The sequence below is a fragment of the Dyella sp. A6 genome, assembly GCF_036320485.1.
GTDB lineage: Bacteria > Pseudomonadota > Gammaproteobacteria > Xanthomonadales > Rhodanobacteraceae > Rhodanobacter_A > Rhodanobacter_A aluminiiresistens.
Genome location: NZ_CP132911.1, coordinates 576,826 through 595,828, shown reverse-complemented (window position 1 = coordinate 595,828; position 19,003 = coordinate 576,826). Strand labels below are relative to the sequence as shown.

The 19,003-nt window shown below is 64.7% G+C and carries 17 protein-coding genes; 11 read left to right on the top strand and 6 right to left on the bottom strand.

Annotated features, from left to right (window positions below; translation table 11 throughout):
* From RA164_RS02425 to RA164_RS02415, 3 genes are all read right to left on the bottom strand, one after another.
* Positions 1-603 (bottom strand): LON peptidase substrate-binding domain-containing protein, encoded by a 603-nt coding sequence (locus tag RA164_RS02425; protein WP_329742393.1) that lies wholly within the window; start codon positions 601-603, stop codon positions 1-3.
* Positions 604-701: 98 nt separating this feature from the next.
* Complete coding sequence (gene mpl / locus RA164_RS02420; RefSeq protein WP_329742392.1) at positions 702-2,075, bottom strand: UDP-N-acetylmuramate:L-alanyl-gamma-D-glutamyl-meso-diaminopimelate ligase; 1,374 nt, start codon at positions 2,073-2,075, stop codon at positions 702-704.
* A 68-nt stretch (positions 2,076-2,143) separates the two neighbouring features.
* Positions 2,144-2,728 carry an adenylate kinase gene (locus RA164_RS02415; RefSeq protein ID WP_329742391.1) on the bottom strand — a complete coding sequence of 195 codons (585 nt, stop codon included), beginning with the start codon at positions 2,726-2,728 and terminating at the stop codon, positions 2,144-2,146.
* Positions 2,729-2,887: 159 nt separating this feature from the next.
* Between RA164_RS02415 and RA164_RS02410 the strand changes: the two genes are divergently transcribed.
* The 6 genes from RA164_RS02410 (at position 2,888) to ppa (ending at position 10,928) form a co-directional block, all read left to right on the top strand.
* Positions 2,888-4,168: a 6-phosphofructokinase gene (locus RA164_RS02410; protein ID WP_329742390.1), complete on the top strand. Its 1,281-nt coding sequence runs from the start codon at positions 2,888-2,890 to the stop codon at positions 4,166-4,168.
* A 140-nt stretch (positions 4,169-4,308) separates the two neighbouring features.
* On the top strand, positions 4,309-4,770 hold the full coding sequence (locus RA164_RS02405; RefSeq protein ID WP_329742389.1) for an RcnB family protein: 462 nt from the start codon (positions 4,309-4,311) through the stop codon (positions 4,768-4,770).
* A 171-nt stretch (positions 4,771-4,941) separates the two neighbouring features.
* A complete protein-coding gene (locus RA164_RS02400) occupies positions 4,942-6,987 on the top strand; it encodes a sodium-translocating pyrophosphatase (RefSeq protein ID WP_329742388.1) in 2,046 nt (681 codons plus the stop codon).
* Positions 6,988-7,180: 193 nt separating this feature from the next.
* Complete coding sequence (locus RA164_RS02395; RefSeq protein WP_329742387.1) at positions 7,181-9,301, top strand: prolyl oligopeptidase family serine peptidase; 2,121 nt, start codon at positions 7,181-7,183, stop codon at positions 9,299-9,301.
* A 122-nt stretch (positions 9,302-9,423) separates the two neighbouring features.
* Positions 9,424-10,284 carry a 2OG-Fe(II) oxygenase gene (locus RA164_RS02390; RefSeq protein WP_329742386.1) on the top strand — a complete coding sequence of 287 codons (861 nt, stop codon included), beginning with the start codon at positions 9,424-9,426 and terminating at the stop codon, positions 10,282-10,284.
* 110 nt (positions 10,285-10,394) lie between these two features.
* Complete coding sequence (gene ppa / locus RA164_RS02385) at positions 10,395-10,928, top strand: inorganic diphosphatase (RefSeq protein ID WP_329742385.1); 534 nt, start codon at positions 10,395-10,397, stop codon at positions 10,926-10,928.
* A 60-nt stretch (positions 10,929-10,988) separates the two neighbouring features.
* On the opposite strand, the gene RA164_RS02380 is transcribed toward ppa, so the two are convergent.
* A complete protein-coding gene (locus RA164_RS02380; protein WP_329743463.1) occupies positions 10,989-11,933 on the bottom strand; it encodes a LysR family transcriptional regulator in 945 nt (314 codons plus the stop codon).
* Between the two features lie 100 nt (positions 11,934-12,033).
* On the opposite strand from RA164_RS02380, the gene RA164_RS02375 reads away from it, so the two are divergent.
* Positions 12,034-13,248, top strand: a complete 1,215-nt coding sequence (locus RA164_RS02375) for an MFS transporter (protein WP_329742384.1) — start codon at positions 12,034-12,036, stop codon at positions 13,246-13,248.
* Between the two features lie 40 nt (positions 13,249-13,288).
* Positions 13,289-14,305: a zinc-binding alcohol dehydrogenase family protein gene (locus RA164_RS02370; RefSeq protein WP_329742383.1), complete on the top strand. Its 1,017-nt coding sequence runs from the start codon at positions 13,289-13,291 to the stop codon at positions 14,303-14,305.
* Positions 14,306-14,412: 107 nt separating this feature from the next.
* Here the strand turns inward: RA164_RS02370 and RA164_RS02365 are convergent, their stop codons facing one another.
* Complete coding sequence (locus RA164_RS02365) at positions 14,413-15,063, bottom strand: TetR/AcrR family transcriptional regulator (RefSeq protein WP_329742382.1); 651 nt, start codon at positions 15,061-15,063, stop codon at positions 14,413-14,415.
* A 56-nt stretch (positions 15,064-15,119) separates the two neighbouring features.
* Between RA164_RS02365 and RA164_RS02360 the strand changes: the two genes are divergently transcribed.
* The 3 genes from RA164_RS02360 to RA164_RS02350 all read left to right on the top strand — a co-directional run bounded on the left by RA164_RS02360 (position 15,120) and on the right by RA164_RS02350 (position 17,653).
* On the top strand, positions 15,120-15,500 hold the full coding sequence (locus RA164_RS02360) for a hypothetical protein (RefSeq protein WP_329742381.1): 381 nt from the start codon (positions 15,120-15,122) through the stop codon (positions 15,498-15,500).
* Between the two features lie 134 nt (positions 15,501-15,634).
* Positions 15,635-16,294 (top strand): protein-L-isoaspartate O-methyltransferase family protein, encoded by a 660-nt coding sequence (locus RA164_RS02355; RefSeq protein WP_329743462.1) that lies wholly within the window; start codon positions 15,635-15,637, stop codon positions 16,292-16,294.
* 24 nt (positions 16,295-16,318) lie between these two features.
* On the top strand, positions 16,319-17,653 hold the full coding sequence (locus tag RA164_RS02350) for a TolC family outer membrane protein (RefSeq protein WP_329742380.1): 1,335 nt from the start codon (positions 16,319-16,321) through the stop codon (positions 17,651-17,653).
* A gap of 99 nt (positions 17,654-17,752) precedes the next feature.
* Here RA164_RS02350 and waaA read toward each other — a convergent pair whose 3' ends face one another.
* Positions 17,753-18,994 carry a lipid IV(A) 3-deoxy-D-manno-octulosonic acid transferase gene (gene waaA / locus RA164_RS02345; RefSeq protein ID WP_329743461.1) on the bottom strand — a complete coding sequence of 414 codons (1,242 nt, stop codon included), beginning with the start codon at positions 18,992-18,994 and terminating at the stop codon, positions 17,753-17,755.
* Between the last annotated feature and the right edge of the window lie 9 nt (positions 18,995-19,003).

The following is a 19,003-nucleotide window of genomic DNA, read 5'->3' as shown; positions in this document are numbered from 1 at the left end:
TCAGTCTTTCTGGAAGCGGGGCAGGATGTCGCGCAATTCGGCCAGCCGATACAGCGGATCGGTCATCTCGAGCAGGCGTTGCTGCTCCTCGGCCGTCAACGGCAACAGCTCGGCCAGGCGGAAACCGAGCCAGCCGGCATCGTCGTAAGCCGTGCGCGGCACGTCTTTCCAGGGTGGCGCCATGCTCTCCGCCAACCTTTCCAGGATCGTCTGCAGCAAGGCGAATTCCACAGGCACGGGCGTTTGCGGTTCGTCCACCCACCACTCGACCATGCCGCGCAGCTGACCGTCGGCGCGGACACGCGTGCGGTTCACATGAAAACGCCGGCTGCCCTCGACAACGATGCCCAGCAAACCATCCGCGCCATGGCTGAAATCTGTGATGCGCGCCAGGGTACCTACCGCTGCAGGCAATGCGGGTTCACCGACCTCGCGCCCCCGAAGTATCAGGCACACGCCGAAGCCGCCATTGTTGCGCGTGCATTCGCGTACCAGGTCGAGATAGCGCGGCTCGAAAATGCGCAGCTGCAACTGCCCGCCCGGGTAAAGCACCGAGGACAATGGAAACAGTGGCAACTCGTGGCTGGTCGATCGTCCGCCCATGGCTCCAGTGTACCCAGCCACGTGTCCAGCGGATCATGTGCGGCACATTCCTGGGACTGTCCGCCACGTCGACATGCCATGCCCCTGCCGCGCGGTGGTCAGCGCAGGTGCAGCGCCTCCGCGAATCGCCGGGGAGCTCCCTCGAAACCACCATTGGACATGAATACCACGTGGTCGCCGGGGCCAGCCTCGGCCAGCAGCGCGGCCAGCAGCGCATCGACACTGGGTTCGGTGCACCCGCGCCCGTCCAGCGCATCGGTAACCCGTCGGGCATCCCAGGACAGTTCAGGGCGCTGCAGAAACATCACCCTGTCGGCATCGGCCAGCGAAGGCGCCAGCGCATCGGCATGCGCGCCCTGGCGCATCGAATTGGAGCGCGGTTCCAGCGCCACCAGGATGCGCGCCTTGCCCACCTTCGCGCGCAAGCCTGCCAGGGTGGTCGCGATGGCCGTCGGGTGGTGCGCGAAATCGTCGTAGACCCGCACGCCCGCTGCCTCGGCCACCAGCTCCATGCGACGTTTCACGCTCTCGAAGCCGGCGAACGCCGGCAGCAACGCCTGCGGATCCGCACCGGCAGCAGCGGCCGCAGCCAGCGCGGCCAGCGCATTCATCACGCTATGGTTGCCCAGCAACGACCAGCGCACTTCGCCGAGATATTCGCCCCGGCGACGCACGGCGAACGCCGAACCGTCGACAGCAAGCAGCTCGGCCTGCCAATCGCCACGCCCGATGCCGAAGGTTTCCACCGGCGTCCAGCAGCCCATGGACAGAACTTCGGCCAGGCGCTCGTCGTGCGCATTGACGATCAGCCTGCCGTTGCCCGGCACGGTACGCACCAGATGGTGAAACTGGCGCTGGATGGCGGCCACGTCCGGGAAAATATCCGCGTGGTCGTACTCGAGGTTGTTGAGGATGGCGATGCGCGGCCGGTAGTGGACGAATTTCGAACGCTTGTCGAAGAACGCGGTGTCGTATTCGTCCGCCTCGATGACGAACGACTTGCCGCTACCTAGTCGCGCCGAAACGCCGAAATTGCCAGGTACGCCGCCGATCAGGAAGCCCGGCACCATCGCCGCACTCTCCAGCAGATGCGCCAGCAGGCTGCTGGTGGTGGTCTTGCCGTGGGTGCCGGCCACCGCCAGCACCTCGCGTCCGGCCAGCACCGTCTCGCCCAGCCACTGCGGCCCCGAAACATAGCGGAGCTGCTGGTCGAGCATGTACTCGACAGCCGGATTGCCGCGGGTCATCGCGTTGCCGACCACTACCAGGTCGATCTTTTCATGTCCGGCGGCAGGCTGCAGGTGCGTGGCGGCGTAACCATCCATCAGGCGAATGCCCAATGCCTCGAGCTGGGTGCTCATGGGCGGGTAGACGTTGGCGTCGGAACCTTCGACCTGTAGGCCGATCTCGCGCGCGAGTGCCGCCACGCCGCCCATGAAGGTGCCGCAGATACCGAGAATATGCAGGCGCATGCAGCCGAGTGTTCCTTGCGTTGTGCGTTGCGCGCCGTCCGGCGAACGTGCGCGCATGGGATCGGAGGTCAGCCGTTGGCGACAGCCGACTCGCCCTGGAGCGCGCGCTTGACGCGGGCACTGACTTCGTCGAGTTCGCCCACGCCGTCGACGATCTGCAGCATGTTGCGCTGCGCGTAGAAATCGGCGACCGGCGCTGTCTGCTCGGCGTAGATGGCCAGCCGCCGGCGTACGGTATCGGGGTTGTCGTCGGCGCGGCCTTCGGCCTCGAAACGAAGCTCGCAGCGTCCCACGATCACCTCGTTCGGCACTTCCAGCTTGACCACCGCATCGAGCGGCTGATGGATGCGCGTCAGCAGGTGGTCGAGCGCATCGGCCTGGGCCAGGTTCCGCGGGTAACCATCGAGAATGAAGCCGTTCGACGCATCAGGCTGGGCCAGTCGCTCTTCCAGCATGCCCAGCAGGATGTCGTCGGAAACCAGCTGACCGGCGTCCATCACGGCCTTGGCTTTCAGCCCCAGCGTCGTGCCCGCAGCCACCGCGGCACGCAGCATGTCACCCGTGGAAATATGTGGCACAGCCAGTTCGCTCTTGAGGCGGGCAGCCTGGGTTCCCTTGCCCGAACCGGGCGCGCCGAGTAGCACGAGTCGCATATGGCTCCACATGACCGGCGGCGAGCCCGCCGATTCCTTCGAAAAATGGGCTTCAAAGTAGCCGCTCTGGCGCCTCCCCGTCAAACCTTGAGGCATCGACCTTCGTCGCGTGACGGAAGGCGCGCATACTGTGCTCCAACCCACTCCGGAGCCCTGCACATGCCGACGAGCCGCACTTCCCGAGGCCGGTTGCTCTACGCCCAGTCCGGTGGCGTCACGGCCGTGATCAATGCCACCGCAGCCGGGGTAATCGAAACCGCCCGCACACACGGTATCAAGGTGTATGCGGCGCGCAACGGCATCCTTGGCGCCCTGCGCGAGGACCTGATCGATACGTCGAAAGAATCCCGCAGCGCGATCGCAACGCTGCGGCATACGCCGGGCGGGGCTTTCGGTTCGTGCCGCTACAAGCTGAAGTCGCTGGAACACAACCGCGCCGAGTACGAACGCCTGATCCAGGTGTTCCGCGCCCACGACATCCGCTGGTTTCTCTACAACGGCGGCAACGACTCGGCCGACACCGCGCTGAAGATGTCGCAGCTGGGGAAATCCATGGGCTACGAGATCCACTGCATCGGCGTACCCAAGACCGTGGACAACGATCTGGCCGTCACCGACTGCTGCCCCGGTTTCGGGTCGGTCGCGAAATACACTGCCATATCGACACTGGAAGCCAGCCTGGACGTGGCTTCGATGGCGGAAACCTCGACCAAGGTATTCATTCTGGAAGTCATGGGCCGGCATGCCGGCTGGATCGCCGCCGCGGCAGGACTGGCTGGCGAGGGGCAGGATGCCCCGCCACACGTCATCCTGTTTCCGGAACGGGTCTTCGACGAAAAAGCGTTTCTGGCCAAGGTAAAAGCCACGGTCGAACGGGTCGGCTGGTGCACGGTGGTGGCTTCCGAGGGCATTCGCAACGCGCAGGGGCAGTTCTTGGCCGATGCCGGCACTCGCGACGCGTTCGGTCACGCCCAGCTCGGCGGCGTGGCGCCCGTGCTGGCGGCACTGGTGAAGGAAAAGCTCGGCTACAAATACCACTGGGCACTGCCCGACTACCTGCAGCGCTCGGCACGCCACATGGCTTCAAAGACCGACGCCGACCAGGCTCATGCCGTCGGCTGTGCTGCGGTCGAATACGCCATGGCTGGCATGAACGCGGTGATGCCGGTGATCCGGCGCACCTCCGATGCGCCCTACCGCTGGAAAATCGATCCGGCGCCGCTGAGCCGGATCGCAAACCGCGAAAAGAAGATGCCGACAAGCTTTTTGACCCGCGACGGCTTCGGCATCACCGCTGCCGCCAGACGTTACCTGTCACCCCTGATCCAGGGTGAGGCGCCCCCTCCCTATGGTCGTGATGGCCTGCCCAGCTATGGACGGCTGAAAAACCTGGCCGTGGCCAGGAAGCTGCCACCCTTCGGGCACGCAACCGGCTCCTGACGTCCAGGGCGCATACCCGCACGATCATCGCGCGACTGACCGGCGCATGAAGCTGCGATGTCGCTACGCAATTTCGGTTCAGCTGCACACTTTTACATTGGCATCGTCGGCTAACATACCGATCGGCCTAGGGAGACCGTATGAACAAGACATTGCGAAACCTCAGCTTCATCCTGGCCCTGTGTGGCGCCAGCGGCCTGGCCTTCGGCTCGCCCCTGCAGCAGGACAACTGGGGGCACGATCATGGGCATGGGCACTCCGACGACCACGGGCACGGGCACGGCGACCACGGCCGTGGACATGATCATGGCGATGACCGCGGCGATGATGGCTATCGCGGCCGCTACGTAAGGGACGATGACGGCTACCGTGGTCGCGACCATCACGACAACGGCTGGCATCGGGGTTGGCACCGCACCGAGCGCTGGCATCACTGGGCCCGCGGCGAACGTTACGGCGGCCCGGTCTATGTGGTCCGCGACTATCGCGACTATCGACTGGCACCGCCGCCCCGCGGTTATCGCTGGGTTCGTGGTGACAATGACAACTACCTACTGGTCGCGATTACCACCGGCCTGATCCTGAACATCGTCACGCATTGAGCGGCGATCGACCAATGACCAGGCAAAGGCGGCGCCATCCTGGCGCCGCCTTTTTCGTATCCGCACCCCGCTCACGCGCTGCGCCGCACAACAAATCGCGAGGCAAGGTCTGCCTATACTCGTGACGGCCGCCCCTTCCGGGCGGCCGTCACAACTCATGGGGAGGCACCGATGCTGCAGCAATACGGCTTGTGGATCGCGTTGGCTTGTGCGGTCGTGGCAATTCTTTACGGGATCATTTCGACGCGCTGGGTGCTGGCGAGATCCGCCGGCAACGAGCGCATGCAACAGATTGCCGCGGCGATCCAGGAAGGAGCCCGCGCCTACCTCAACCGTCAGTACGGCACCATCGCCATCGCCGGCGTGGTGCTGTTCGTGCTGATCGGCTTCTTCCTCAACTGGCCGACGGCGATCGGCTTCGCGATTGGCGCAGCACTCTCCGGCGCGACCGGCTACATCGGCATGAATGTGTCGGTACGCGCCAATGTGCGTACCGCCGAAGCCGCGCGCAGCGGCATGCGGGCGGCCATGAACGTGGCGTTCCGGGGTGGCGCGATCACCGGCATGCTGGTGGTGGGACTGGCCCTGCTTGGCGTCACCGGCTACTTCCTGCTGCTGCCACACTTCGGCTACACCGGCGAACGGGCGCTGCACGCCTTGGTGGGGCTGGCGTTCGGTTCCTCGCTGATCTCGATCTTCGCGCGTCTGGGCGGCGGCATCTTCACCAAGGGCGCCGACGTGGGTGCCGACCTGGTCGGCAAGGTGGAGGCAGGCATTCCCGAGGACGATCCGCGCAATCCGGCCGTTATCGCCGACAACGTGGGCGACAACGTGGGCGACTGCGCCGGCATGGCTGCCGACCTGTTCGAAACCTATGCGGTGACGGTCATCGCCACCATGCTGCTGGGCGGACTGAGCTTCGCCAGCAACCCCGACGCGGTGCTCTATCCGTTGATACTGGGGGCGGCCTCGATCATCGCTTCGATCATCGGCACCTTCTTCGTCAGCGTGAAAGAAGGTGGCTCGATCATGGGTGCGCTGTACAAGGGTGTGCTGGTCTCGGCGGTGCTTGCGGCGATCGCCTTCTGGTTCATCACCCATGCGCTGTTCCCGCAGGGACTGAGCGGCAGCGGCACAGCCATCTCCGGCAACGCGCTGTTCGGCTGCGCGCTGATCGGCCTGGCGCTGACCGGCCTGATCGTCTGGATCACCGAGTACTACACCGGCACCGACTACAAGCCGGTACGACACATCGCGCAGGCGTCCACTACCGGTCACGGCACCAACATCATCGCCGGCCTGGGCATTTCGATGAAGGCCACGGCCCTGCCGGTACTGGCGATCTGCGCGGCGATCTGGTCCGCGTACTCGCTGGGCGGCCTGTACGGCATTGCCGTGGCGGTCACCGCGATGTTGTCGATGACCGGCATGATCGTGGCGCTGGATGCCTACGGACCGATCACCGACAACGCTGGCGGCATTGCCGAAATGGCCGAACTGCCGGAGGAGGTGCGTGGCATCACCGACCCGCTCGACGCGGTCGGCAACACCACCAAGGCGGTGACCAAGGGCTACGCCATCGGCTCGGCTGCTCTGGCCGCACTCGTCCTGTTCGCCGATTACACGCACAACCTGGCGGTGACCCACCCCGGACAGGTGTTCACGTTCGACCTGTCCGATCACATGGTCATCATCGGCCTGCTGATCGGTGGCCTGATTCCCTACCTGTTCGGCGCCATGGCGATGGAAGCGGTGGGCCGCGCCGCAGGTGCGGTGGTCGAGGAGGTGCGACGCCAGTTCCGCGACATCGCCGGCATCATGCAGGGCACCGGCAAACCGCAGTACGACAAGGCCGTGGACATGCTCACCCGTTCGGCAATCAAGGAAATGATCGTGCCGTCGCTGCTGCCGGTGGTGGTGCCGATCCTGGTTGGCCTGATCCTGGGACCTAAGGCGCTGGGGGGGGTGCTGATCGGCACCATTGTCACCGGCCTGTTCGTGGCGATCTCGATGACCACCGGCGGTGGTGCCTGGGACAACGCCAAGAAATACATCGAGGACGGCAACTTCGGCGGCAAGGGTTCCGAGGCGCACAAGGCAGCCGTCACCGGCGACACCGTGGGCGACCCCTACAAGGACACCGCCGGCCCTGCGGTAAACCCGCTGATCAAGATCATCAACATCGTGGCCCTGTTGATCGTCCCCTTGCTGCACTGAGTCGTCCGCAACCGCCCGAAAAGCCCCGCCATGGCGGGGCTTTTCGGTGCCGGCGGCACCAGCCGCCCAACCACGACACAAACCCTGCGCCTGACGCGGCACGGCCCGCACCTGACTTTAGTCACGGGCAGCCGCCGGGGATAACGGCCACACTCGTGGTTCCCATGCCAATCGTCATCACGAAGGACTCGCCATGGTCAGCAAGTACGCCATCTGGATCACACTGGCGCTGGGCGCCACACTGGCAGGCATGAACCCGACCCACGCAGCGACAACCGGCAGTCAGGCCGCCGGCAATGACCCCTATCTGTGGCTGGAAGCCACTCACGGCCAGCGCGCCATGGCCTGGGTCAAGGGCCAGAACGCCATCACCGAAAAGGCCTTTGCCGACTCCCCCGAATTCACCCGCAGCTTCGACCGGATACTGCAGGTACTGAATTCGGATGCGCGCATTCCGTACGTTCATCGCATGGGCGACTACCTGTACAACTTCTGGCAGGACAAGGCGCACCCGCGTGGCATCTGGCGCCGTACCACGCTGGCGGAATACCGCAGGACCGACCCTCACTGGGAAACCCTGCTGGATATCGATGCGCTGAACAAGGCCGAGGACAAGCGCTGGGTGTTCAAGGGTGCGCAGTGCCTGAAACCGGCCTACGTGCGCTGCCTGGTGTCGCTGTCGCCCGATGGCGGCGATGCGGTGGAGGTACGCGAATTCGACCTGGCCACCAAGTCGTTCGTGAAGGACGGCTTCCACCTGCCGCTCGCCAAGAACTTCGTCAACTGGATCGACCGCGACCACATCTATGTCGGCACCGACTTCGGCCCCGGCTCGATGGCCAGGTCCAGCTACCCACGCATCGTGAAGGAATGGACCCGCGGCACCCCGCTCGCCGCCGCCAGGCTGGTCTACGAAGCCTCACCCGACGATCTGTCCGTGAGCGCCTGGCACGACCGCACCCCCGGCTACGAACGCGACTTCGTCAGTGTGGCCACCGACTTCTTCCATTCCGAGAACTTCCTGCGCAAGAACGGCAAACTCGAGAAGCTCGACATTCCCGGCGACGCCGGTTTCGACGCGCACCGCCAGTGGCTGCTGGTGCAGACGCGCTCGGCCTGGACCGTGGGCGGCAAGACCTGGCCCTCTGGTGCCCTGCTGGCCATCAAGTTCGACGATTTCATGGCCGGCAGGCGTGACTTCACCGCCCTGTTCACGCCCGACGCGCACACTGCGCTGTCCGGCTATGCGTGGACGCGTCACCACCTGATCATCGACGTGCTGGACGACGTGAAGAGTCGCCTCGACGTGCTCACCCCGCAGCCCGATGGCCGCTGGTTGCACCAGGCGCTGCCGGGCGCGCCCAGCTTCAGCACGATCAGCGTGGCCGACACCGACCCCGACCACAGCGACGAGTACTGGCTTTCGGTGACCGGCTTCCTCACCCCGTCTTCGCTGGAGCGCGGCGTGCTGGGCGAGGGTCCGGCCGAGACCATCAAGCAGGAGCCCGCTTTCTTCGATGCCTCGAAGTTCGTCGTCAGCCAGCACTTCGTCACCTCGAAGGACGGCACCCGCGTGCCCTACTTCGAAATCGCGCCGAAGGGCATGAAACTCGACGGCTCCCATCGCACCCTGCTGTATGGCTACGGTGGCTTCGAAATCTCGCTGCTGCCCTACTACAGCGGCAGCATCGGGCGTGCCTGGCTTTCCCGCGGCGGCGTGTACGTGGTCGCCAACATACGCGGCGGCGGCGAATACGGCCCGCGCTGGCACCAGGCCGCACTGAAGGCGAATCGACCCAAGGCCTACCAGGATTTCGCCGCTGTCGCCGAGGATCTGATCCGCCGTGGCGTCACCTCGGCGAAGCACCTGGGCGCCGAGGGCGGCAGCAACGGCGGCCTGCTGGTAGGCAACATGCTCACCGAGTACCCGCAATTGTTCGGTGCGATCGCCTGCGAAGTGCCTTTGCTGGACATGAAGCGCTACACGCACCTTTCCGCAGGCGCCTCCTGGATCGCCGAGTACGGCAACCCGGACGACCCGAAGCAGTGGGCCTTCATCAAGACATTCTCGCCCTACCAGAACGTGAAGAAGGGCACGGACTACCCGCCGGTGCTGTTCTACACGACCACCAGCGACGACCGTGTCGGCCCTGCCCAGGCGCGCAAGATGGCCGCAAAAATGGAAGGCATGGGCTACCGCAAGGTGTGGTTCTACGAGAACACCGAGGGCGGCCACGGCGCCGGCGCGGACAACCGGCAGTCCGCACACATGCACGCCATGGTCTACAACTTCCTCTGGAACGAGCTGAAATAGATCCTGCGGCGGCCGCCATTTTCGTGATGGCGGCCGCCTGAAGTAAGCTTGCGCCCGGCCGCAGGCGCATCCGCATGACGCATGCCGGCCGCATGTTTTCCCGCGACAGGCCCCTCCCACGCATGCGTTTCCATGCCCCTATCCGTCCCGAACTGCGCAACTGGATCCTCGAGACCACACGCGCCGGCCACAATGTGGCCGACCTGCTCCGCTTGATGCACGAAACCGGCTACTCGCCACAGGAAAGCCGCCGCATCCTCGCCCACGTACTGAAGATGCCGGTGAGCGCCATCGATGCGCGGGCACGACCGCAGCAACACGGCAAGAGTGTCCGCATCCGCCTTCCCGACGGACCGCACATCGTGGCCGACAAGCACCCCCTGCGTGTCATGCTGAGCCTGGAGGCACCGCCGTTGCGCGTGTTCGACGAGCTGCTGACCACGGACGAGTGCGAGGCCCTGATCGAGCTGGCAAAACCACGCCTGCAGCGCGCGCGCACCGTGAATGTGGACGGCGGCCAACAGATCGACCCGAACCGCACCAGCAATGGCATGTTCTTCGCGCTGGGCGAAGAGCCGCTGATCCGCCGCATCGAGGCACGCATCGCGGCCCTGCTCGGCATACCGGTAGATCATGGCGAGGGCCTGCAAGTGCTGCACTACCTGCCAGGGCAACAGTACGAGCCGCACCAGGACTGGTTCGACCCACACCAGCCCGGCTACGCAGCCATCACCGCCACCGGTGGACAGCGCATCGGCAGCCTGGTGATGTACCTCAACACACCCGCTGCCGGTGGCGGCACGGCATTCCCCGAGATCGGGCTCACCGTCACCGCACAACGTGGTGCCGCCGTGTGCTTCACCTATGAGGGCGGCGATGCCGCTTCGCTGCACGCCGGACTGCCGGTGATCAAGGGAGAAAAGTGGATCGCCACCAAATGGCTGCGCGAGCGTCCATACCGGGAAAAGGCCGGGCGCGACTGAACCCTGGCTCTGCATCGATCACGGACCCGGCGCTTCGATGGTGCGGCGTCGCAGCATTTGCCGTATCCTGACGGGCTTTCTCCCCCGCATCTGCTTCCGAGGAGCGCCCCATGGGTCTGGATCTGGTTCAACCCGGCCGCGACGTGCCGAACGACATCAACGTCATCATCGAAATTCCGAAGGATGCCGAGCCGGTCAAGTACGAGGTCGACAAGGCCACGGGCGCGATCTTCGTCGACCGCATCCTCTCCACGCCCATGCGCTATCCCTGCAACTATGGCTACGTGCCGGGCACGCTGGGCGATGATGGCGACCCGCTCGATGCGCTGGTGATCCTGCCGCTTCCGCTGGTTCCCGGCGCAGTGATCCGCTGCCGCCCGGTCGGTATGCTGAAGATGACCGACGAGGCCGGTGGCGACGAGAAGCTGGTGGTGGTGCCGACGCCGAAGATCTTCGCCGGCTATTCGCACATCAACGATATCGAGCAGGTTTCCGGTCACTGGCTCGAGCGCATCGGCCACTTCTTCGAGCATTACAAGGACCTCGAGAAGGGCAAGTGGGTCAAGCTGGACGGCTGGGCGAATGCCGAGACCGCGCGTCAGACCATCCTTGCCGGCATCGAGAGCCACAAGAAGGCCAAGTAAAGCCGGCATCTGCCGATCGCTGGCCATCGACGGCGCGTCGCCCCTGGTGACGCGCCGTTTTCATTTATGTGCGGCAGCTCCGCTCCACGCCTCCAGGCCACGCTCCCACGACGGCGTGCCACCCAGATGCCCGGCCAGAAAGTCGACGAACGCATCAACGCGTGGCGGCACCAGCCGCCGCTGCGGCATCACCGCATAGATGCCGGTATCCGCCAGCGGGAAGCCGGGCAAGACCACCACCAGTCGTCCGGCACGCAGCGCCTCGTGCACATGCCAGATCGAATGCATTGCGATGCCCTGTCCGGCCAGCACCGCATCGCGCAAGAGTTCGCCCTCGTTGCTTTCCAGATGGCCCTGCACACGCTGGACGACCTCGTGTCCGCGACCATCGGTTAGCCGCCACAGGTCCTGCCGGCCATGCCGCCCGACCAGCAACAGGCACTCATGCTCGGACAGGTCGGCCGGCGTGCGCGGCGTACCGTGTTGCCGCAGGTAATCCGGGGTAGCACAGAGCACCCGCCGGTTCACCGCCAGCCGACGTGCCACCAGGCCCGAATCGTCGAGTGCGCCGATGCGGATGCCCAGATCGAAGCCGGAACCGACCAGATCGACGAACTGGTCGCTGAGATTCACGCTGAGCTTGATCCCGGGATGCCGTGCCATGAACTCGGGCAACAGCGGCGACAGATACTGCCGGCCAAACGATGAAGGCAGGGTCACCCGCAACGTACCGGTAACCGCCCGGGCACCTTTGCGCAATCCGCTGGTAAGGGCTTCCAGATCCTCGACCAGGACACGCCCTTGTGCGGCCAGCTCGGCGCCTTCGGGGGTGGCATGCAGACTGCGTGTGGTCCGTTGCAGCAGGCGCACGCCCAGTTCACGCTCCAGCCGCTTGAGTCGCTGGCTGGCGACCGCCACCGATAGACCAAGGCTGCGCGCAGCCGCACTGATCGACCCCAGGTCCAGCACCCGCAGAAACAACGCAAGATCGTCCAGGCGATCCACAATATTCAACCGTTTATTGATAATGAATAACCATTCTGGTGGTTTATCCATAAACAGCAAGTGCCTACGCTGGCGCCTGGTTTAGCTTCGGACCCGCCCCATGACCACCGCGCCTTCGCGTGCCCGCACGCCTCTGGCACTGTACGCACTCGCCGCCGGCGCCTTCGGCATCGGCACCACTGAATTCGTGATCATGGGCCTGCTCGAGCAGGTCGCCGCCAGCCTGCATGTCAGCATCGCTGCCGCCGGCCTGCTGATCTCCGGCTATGCGCTGGGCGTCTTCGCCGGTGCCCCGCTGCTGACCCTGGCCACCCACCGGATGCCACGCAAGTCCGTGCTGCTGGCCTTGATGTTGATTTTCACGCTGGGCAATCTGGCCTGTGCCGTGGCACCGAACTATCCGCTGCTGATGGCCGCGCGTGTCCTCACCTCGCTGGCCCACGGCACTTTCTTCGGTGTCGGTTCGGTGGTCGCCACCACGCTGGTATCGGAAGAGCGCAAGGCCTCGGCGCTCTCGATCATGTTCACCGGTCTCACCATCGCCACCTTGCTTGGGGTCCCGGCCGGCGCATGGCTGGGGCTGCATTTCGGCTGGCGCGCCACGTTCTGGGCAGTCAGCGCGATCGGCCTGCTGGCGATGCTGGTGGTCGCCGCGCTGGTTCCACCCGAGCACGGCGATGACGCCCCGATAGCAGTGCGCGCCGAACTGCGGGCCATCGCCAGCGCAGCTGTCTTGCGTGGCTTGTTGATGACCGTACTGGGCTTCGCCGGTGTGTTTCTGGTCTACACCTATATCGAACCTCTATTGACCCAGGTCAGCGGTTTCGAAGACACCGCGGTATCACCGATCCTGCTTGTGTTCGGCGTGGGCATGATCGTGGGCAACCTGCTCGGCGGCCGCCTTGCCGACCGCCGGGTGTCGATGGCGCTGGTAGTGACGCTGGCGATGCTGGTGGTGGTACTGGGCATGATGGGCCTGGTACTGCACAGTAAATCGTTGACGGTCATGTTCATCGCCCTGCTCGGCGTGAGTGCTTTCGCCACCGTGTCGCCGCTGCAACTGTGGGTGCTACGACAAGCCGCCGGCGCACCAAGCCTGGCGTCCAGCCTCAATATCGGCGCGTTCAACCTTGGCAATGCCATGGGCGCCTGGCTTGGCGGCATGGTGATCGCGCACGGGCCCGGCCTGGCCGCACTGCCATGGGTCGCCGCCCTGGTCGGGCTCGGCGGCCTAGGACTGGCGTGGCATGCACTGCGCAGCGAACACGCGGTGCCCGGGCGAACATGCGGCCCTATCCTCGACACTCGAAACTGACAGCTGACCGACTGTCCACCTCATTCACGGAGTCCATGTCATGAAAGCCATCGCCCTCACACACTATCTGCCGATCGAAGATCCATCCTCGCTGCTCGACGTGGAGCTGCCTGATCCAATGCCCGGCGAGCATGATCTCAAGGTCCGCGTGGAGGCGGTTTCGGTGAATCCGGTCGATACCAAGATCCGTTCGCCCAAGGCCCAGGTGGAAGCACAGCCCAAGGTACTCGGCTATGACGCCGCGGGCGTGGTTGAAGCGGTTGGGGATGCCGTCGAAGGGTTCCGGCCCGGCGATCGCGTGTACTACGCCGGCGACGTGACACGGCCGGGCAGCAATGCCGAGTTCCAGCTCGTCGACGCACGCCTGGCCGCGATAATGCCCAGCTCGATGGACTTCGCCCAGGCCGCCGCGATACCACTGGTGGCGATCACTGCCTGGGAGCTGCTGTTCCAGCGCATGCCATTCGACAGTGCACAAGGCGGCGAAGGCAAGACCCTGCTGATCATCGGCGGTGCCGGCGGGGTCGGCTCAATCGCGATCCAGCTGGCACGCCTTGCCGGCTTTACGGTCATCGCCACGGCATCACGCACCGAAACAGTGGCGTGGTGCCGCGCGATGGGCGCACATCACGTGATCAATCACCGCGAAGCACTGACGCCGCAACTCACCGCGCTTGGCCTCCCGCAGATCGACGCTGCGATCAATCTGGCAGATACCGATCGCTACTGGAACGAACTTGGCGAACTGCTGGCGCCACAGGGGCACGTGGGACTGATCGTGGAACCGACAGGGGCGCTGAAGATCGGCGATCCCTACAAGGCCAAGTGCATCGGTATCCACTGGGAGCTGATGTTCGCCCGGTCACGCTTCCGCACGGCAGACATGGCCGAGCAGGGGCGCATCCTTGCCCGCGTGGCCGCACTGCTGGACAACGGCACACTGAAGGGCATCCAGCGCGAGAACCTGGCTCCGATCAGTGCGGCGAACCTGCGCGAAGCGCACCGCAGACTGGAATCGGGCCGCACGATCGGCAAACTCACCCTGGCCGGCTGGTAATACGGCAATACCCAGCACTACCGGGGTCGGCGCAAGCCAGCCTCGGTAGTTATTGTGTCGATGAATGGATCCCGCCCACCTCGCGCAGAGGCCCGGGTTGCCGAGATTCAGCGCGGCAGATAGGCCCGTAGGAAGGTTTCGACACCCGCGCGCGCGTTGGCCTCGATCTCCACGGCATAGCTGTCGTCACATTCGACACAGCCGAACATGCGCCGCATCATCAGGTTGCCCTTGACCAGCGCCATGAACTGAACGGCGGCACGCGGCACATCGGCGATCTCCAGCTTGCCGGCGTCAACCGCTTGCTGCAGCAAGCGTTCCATCAGGGCATGCGTCCGCATCGAGCCCTCTTCCCACATCAGCCGACCGTAGCGCGGGTTACCCTGGCGGCAGTCGCTGAGGATGGCGCGGAAGGTGCCGACGGTCTGGCGGTCACAGTCCAGCCGGGCATGGGCCAACGCGACTCGCATGAGCGTCTCGCGAATATCGGCGCCCGCATCGAAACCGTAGGTTTCTTCAGGAAGCAGGTCCTGGATGTGCGAGCGAATCACTTCCCGGAACAGATTGTCCTTGTCGCCGAAGTGACTGTAGACCGTGAGCTTGGACACACCCGCCTCGGACGCGACCGCATCCATGCTGGTGCCCGCGAAGGCATTGTGGATGAACAGGGATTTCGCCGCTTCGAGAATGGCGGCCCGCTTTTCCATGTCCTTGGGCCGGCCTGGCCCGTGCGGCTTGGTCTGCGGGATCGAGCTCATACGAATACCTTCACAAATCCGGGGATCGACTTTATTATACGACACGGTTTAATTATTTGCTGAACGCCGACGAATCACCACACATGATGGCTACTGTCGCAGAAATGGCTCTCACGGCAAGCTACCGCCATGCCCAGCGGGTACTGGCTGCGTGGCTTGAACGGAGCCATTCCGGCGCCCGCCGCGGCATTTTTGATGCCCGCGCCAGCCTTGTTGGCCTGGATGCTATCGAGCGGCATCGCCTGGCACGCTGGCTGGCATGGCTCTGCCTTGCATCGAGGCAACGCAAAAGCACGCTGCTGACCCGTATCCGGCACCTCGACCCGTCACTGGGGCTGGCGACGATCGCCGCCCTGTCGCAGTTGCCGATCCACCGCACAGCCGCATCGACGCATGTCGAAGTGGATTGGAGCATGCCCACACGCTTGGGCGCATGACGCAGGTCATATTCGCGCGATGACTTCCGGCACTTCGTGCAACACGGCCCAGGTCGCAGGCTAGTCGTTGTCGAAACAGGCCACAAACCCTTATCCTATCTGACCTTTTTCGATCGTTACGGGACATGAGCACAATGGCGATGAACTTCGAGCAGGCGCGAGTCAACATGGTTGAAAACCAGGTACGCCCCTGGGAAGTACTGGATGCCCGCGTGCTCGACGTGCTCGGTCGCGTTCGCCGCGAGGATTTCGTCGCGCCGGAACATCGCCAGCTCGCGTTCGCCGACCTGTGCCTGCCGCTGGGTCATGGCGAAGTGATGATGAAGCCGGTCATCGAAGGACGCGTGCTGCAAGCGCTGGACCTCAAGCCCGGTGAACGGGTGCTGGAAATCGGCACCGGCTCCGGCTTCCTCGCTGCCTGCCTCGCCAACCTCGCCGGCAACGTGGTCAGCGTCGACATGCATGCCGACTTCACCGCCGCCGCCGGCGAACGCCTGCGTACGGCCGGCATCACCAATGTCGAGCTCGCCACCGGCGAGGCGGTCAACAACTGGCAGCCGCAGGGACTGTTCGACGCGGTCGTGGTCACCGGCGCCGTATTCCGTATTCCGGAGCGTTTCCTTGCCTGGCTGAAGCCCGGTGGACGCCTGCTTGCCGTGCGCGGCGAATCGCCGGTGCAGCACGTGATGATGTTCACCCAGGAAGGCCAGGGCCGCTTCCGCGAGGAAAGCCTGTTCGAGACCGACCTGCCTTACCTCGCCCACGCCGAACCGCCGCGCCCGTTCGTTTTCTGACACCTATTCCACGAGGCAAAACTCATGCGCTTGAAGCTTCTGGCCCTTGCACTTTCCATGGCGGCAGTCTCCCTGCCGAGCCACGGCGAGGACCTGATGGATGCCTATCATCAGGCGCTGGCCAATGATCCGGTACTGGCACAGGCCGACGCCCAGCGTGCGAGCACCGAGGAAGGCATCACCCAGGCGCGTTCCGCGTTGCTGCCTCAGATCACCGCCAGTGGGAGTCTCACCCAGAACACCACTGGCGGCTCGTTCAACTCCGGACTGGAAGGTGGCAGCAGCGGCTACACCCGTGATCGCAATTATTCGGCCACGCTGACCCAGAGCGTGTTCAACCTGCATGACATCGCCAACCTGCGTGCCGCGCACTCCAGCGCCGACGCGCAGGACCAGACCTATCGCGCGGCGCAGCAGGATCTCTATGTCCGGGTGGCCACGGCCTACTTCAACGTGCTGACTGCCGAGGACCAGTTGTCCTACGCCAAGGCCAACGAGAGCGCCTACAAGCAGCAGTATGACGAAGCCAATGCGCGCTTCAGCGCCGGCCTGTCGGCGATCACCGATGTCTACCAGGCCAAGTCGTACTACGAAGGAGCCAAGGCAGAGACGCTGACCGCCCAGAACACGCTGGACGACGACCGCGAGGCGCTGACCCAGATCACGGGCCAGCCCGTCGGTACCTTGAAGAAGCTGCGTGACAACCTGCCGCTGACTCTGCCTTCGCCCGACAATCCCCAGGCCTGGGTGGACAAGGCCCTGGAGAACAACCCCAGTGTGCTGTCCCAGCAATTCAACGTGGCGGCGGCCGAGCACAGCGTCAATGCCGCGCGCGCCAACCACCTGCCCACGCTCAGCGCTTCGCTGTCGCGCGGCAAGGACACTACCTGGTTCGAAAACCATTCCGCCGCCAGTATTTCGGGCAACGGTCGATACGGCACCACCGTCGGCCTGACCCTGACCGTACCGCTGTTTTCCGGCGGCTATACCCAGTCCGTTGTGCGTCAGTCGATCGACCAGCGCAATGCTGCCCAGGACTCCCTGGAAAGCGAGCGCCGCCTGATCAAGCGCGACACGCTGAACTACTACCGCTCGGTTCTGGCCGGCATCAGCCAGGTACAGTCCGGCAAGGCTGCGGTGCAATCGGGCGAGAAGGCGCTGGACGCCACCCGCGCCGGCTTCCAGGTGGGCACTCAGACGATGACCGACGTGCTGCTGGCGATCCAGACCCTGACCTCGGCCGAGAGCACCTATTCACAGAACCGGCATCAGCTCATTCTCGACCGCCTGCTGCTGAAGCAGGCCGCCGGCACTGCTGACCTGCAGGATCTGGAATCGATCAACGCGCTGCTGCAGTAAGCACACGCACTGCGCATGCGGATACACAAAGGCCGGGCATTGCCCGGCCTTTGTGTATCCGCCGCTGTCATGACCAAGACTTCACGGCGAGCTCATCCGTCATTCCTGCAGCATCGCATCGACCAGCTGCATGACGCGGCGTACAGCGCCCCGCTCGCTGTCGAACACCCTGCGCGCGGACCGCCCCATCCGCTCCCGCATCCCGGGGTCCGACAGCAACTCCAGCACCGCCGGTGCCAGCTCGCTTTCGCCGGCAATCCGCCTGCCACCGCCTTCACGGATCAGGGTCAGGGTGATTTCCTCGAAATTGAAGGTCTGCGGCCCCACCAGGACCGGTCGCGACAATGCTGCCGGCTCCAGCACATTGTGGCCGCCGATCGGCGCAAGGCTGCCTCCCACGAACGCCACGTCCGAAGCGGCGAAAAAAGGCATCAGTTCGCCCATCGAATCGATCACGAAAACCTGATGCGTTGCGTCCGGCACGCGCTCGACGCTGCGCATGGCGGTAATGAAGCCAAGACTTCGCACGGCATGCTCGACAGCCTTGAAGCGCTCGGGATGACGCGCCGCGATCAGCAGCAGGGCGTCCGGCATGTGCTTGAGCACGGCCTGATGCGCCTGCAATACCGACACTTCCTCGCCCTCGTGCGTGCTCGCCGCGATCCAGACCGGCCGCTGCCTGCCCCATTGCTGCTGCAGGTTTTCGCCGGCAGAAACCGCGTCGTACGGTACCGGCATGTCGAACTTGAGGTTGCCGCTGACCGTGATCAGATCGGAGTCCGCCCCCAGCGAACGGTAGCGTGCCGCATCCGCTTCGGACTGGGCCGCCACCCGGACACCACGCAGCGCCGCGCGCACCACCGATGCCAGTGGGCGGTAGCCACGCAGCGAACGTTCGGACAACCGCGCATTGACGATCATCAGGGGAACGCCGCGCCGCCTGCAGGCGAAATACAGGTTCGGCCAGATCTCCGTCTCCACAATCAATGCCAGGCGCGGCCGCAGACGTTTCAGGAAGCGCTTGACCGAAAACGGCAGGTCATAGGGCAGATAGACATGGAACACGTCGTTGCCGAACAACTGCTGCACACGCGCGGATCCGGTCGGGGTGACAGTCGTGACGACCAGCGGCGCATTGGGATAGTCGACGCGCAACGCCTTCACCAAGGGCTCGGCTGCGTTCACTTCGCCCACCGATACGGCGTGGACCCAGAGGCAACCGCCGACACCTCCGGGAACATCGAACACGCCGAAGCGCTCGGACCAGCGTTGATGGTAATTGCCATAGCGCACGCCACGGGTGAGCAGTCGCAGCACCATCAACGGCGCGGCCAGATACATCACCAAGGT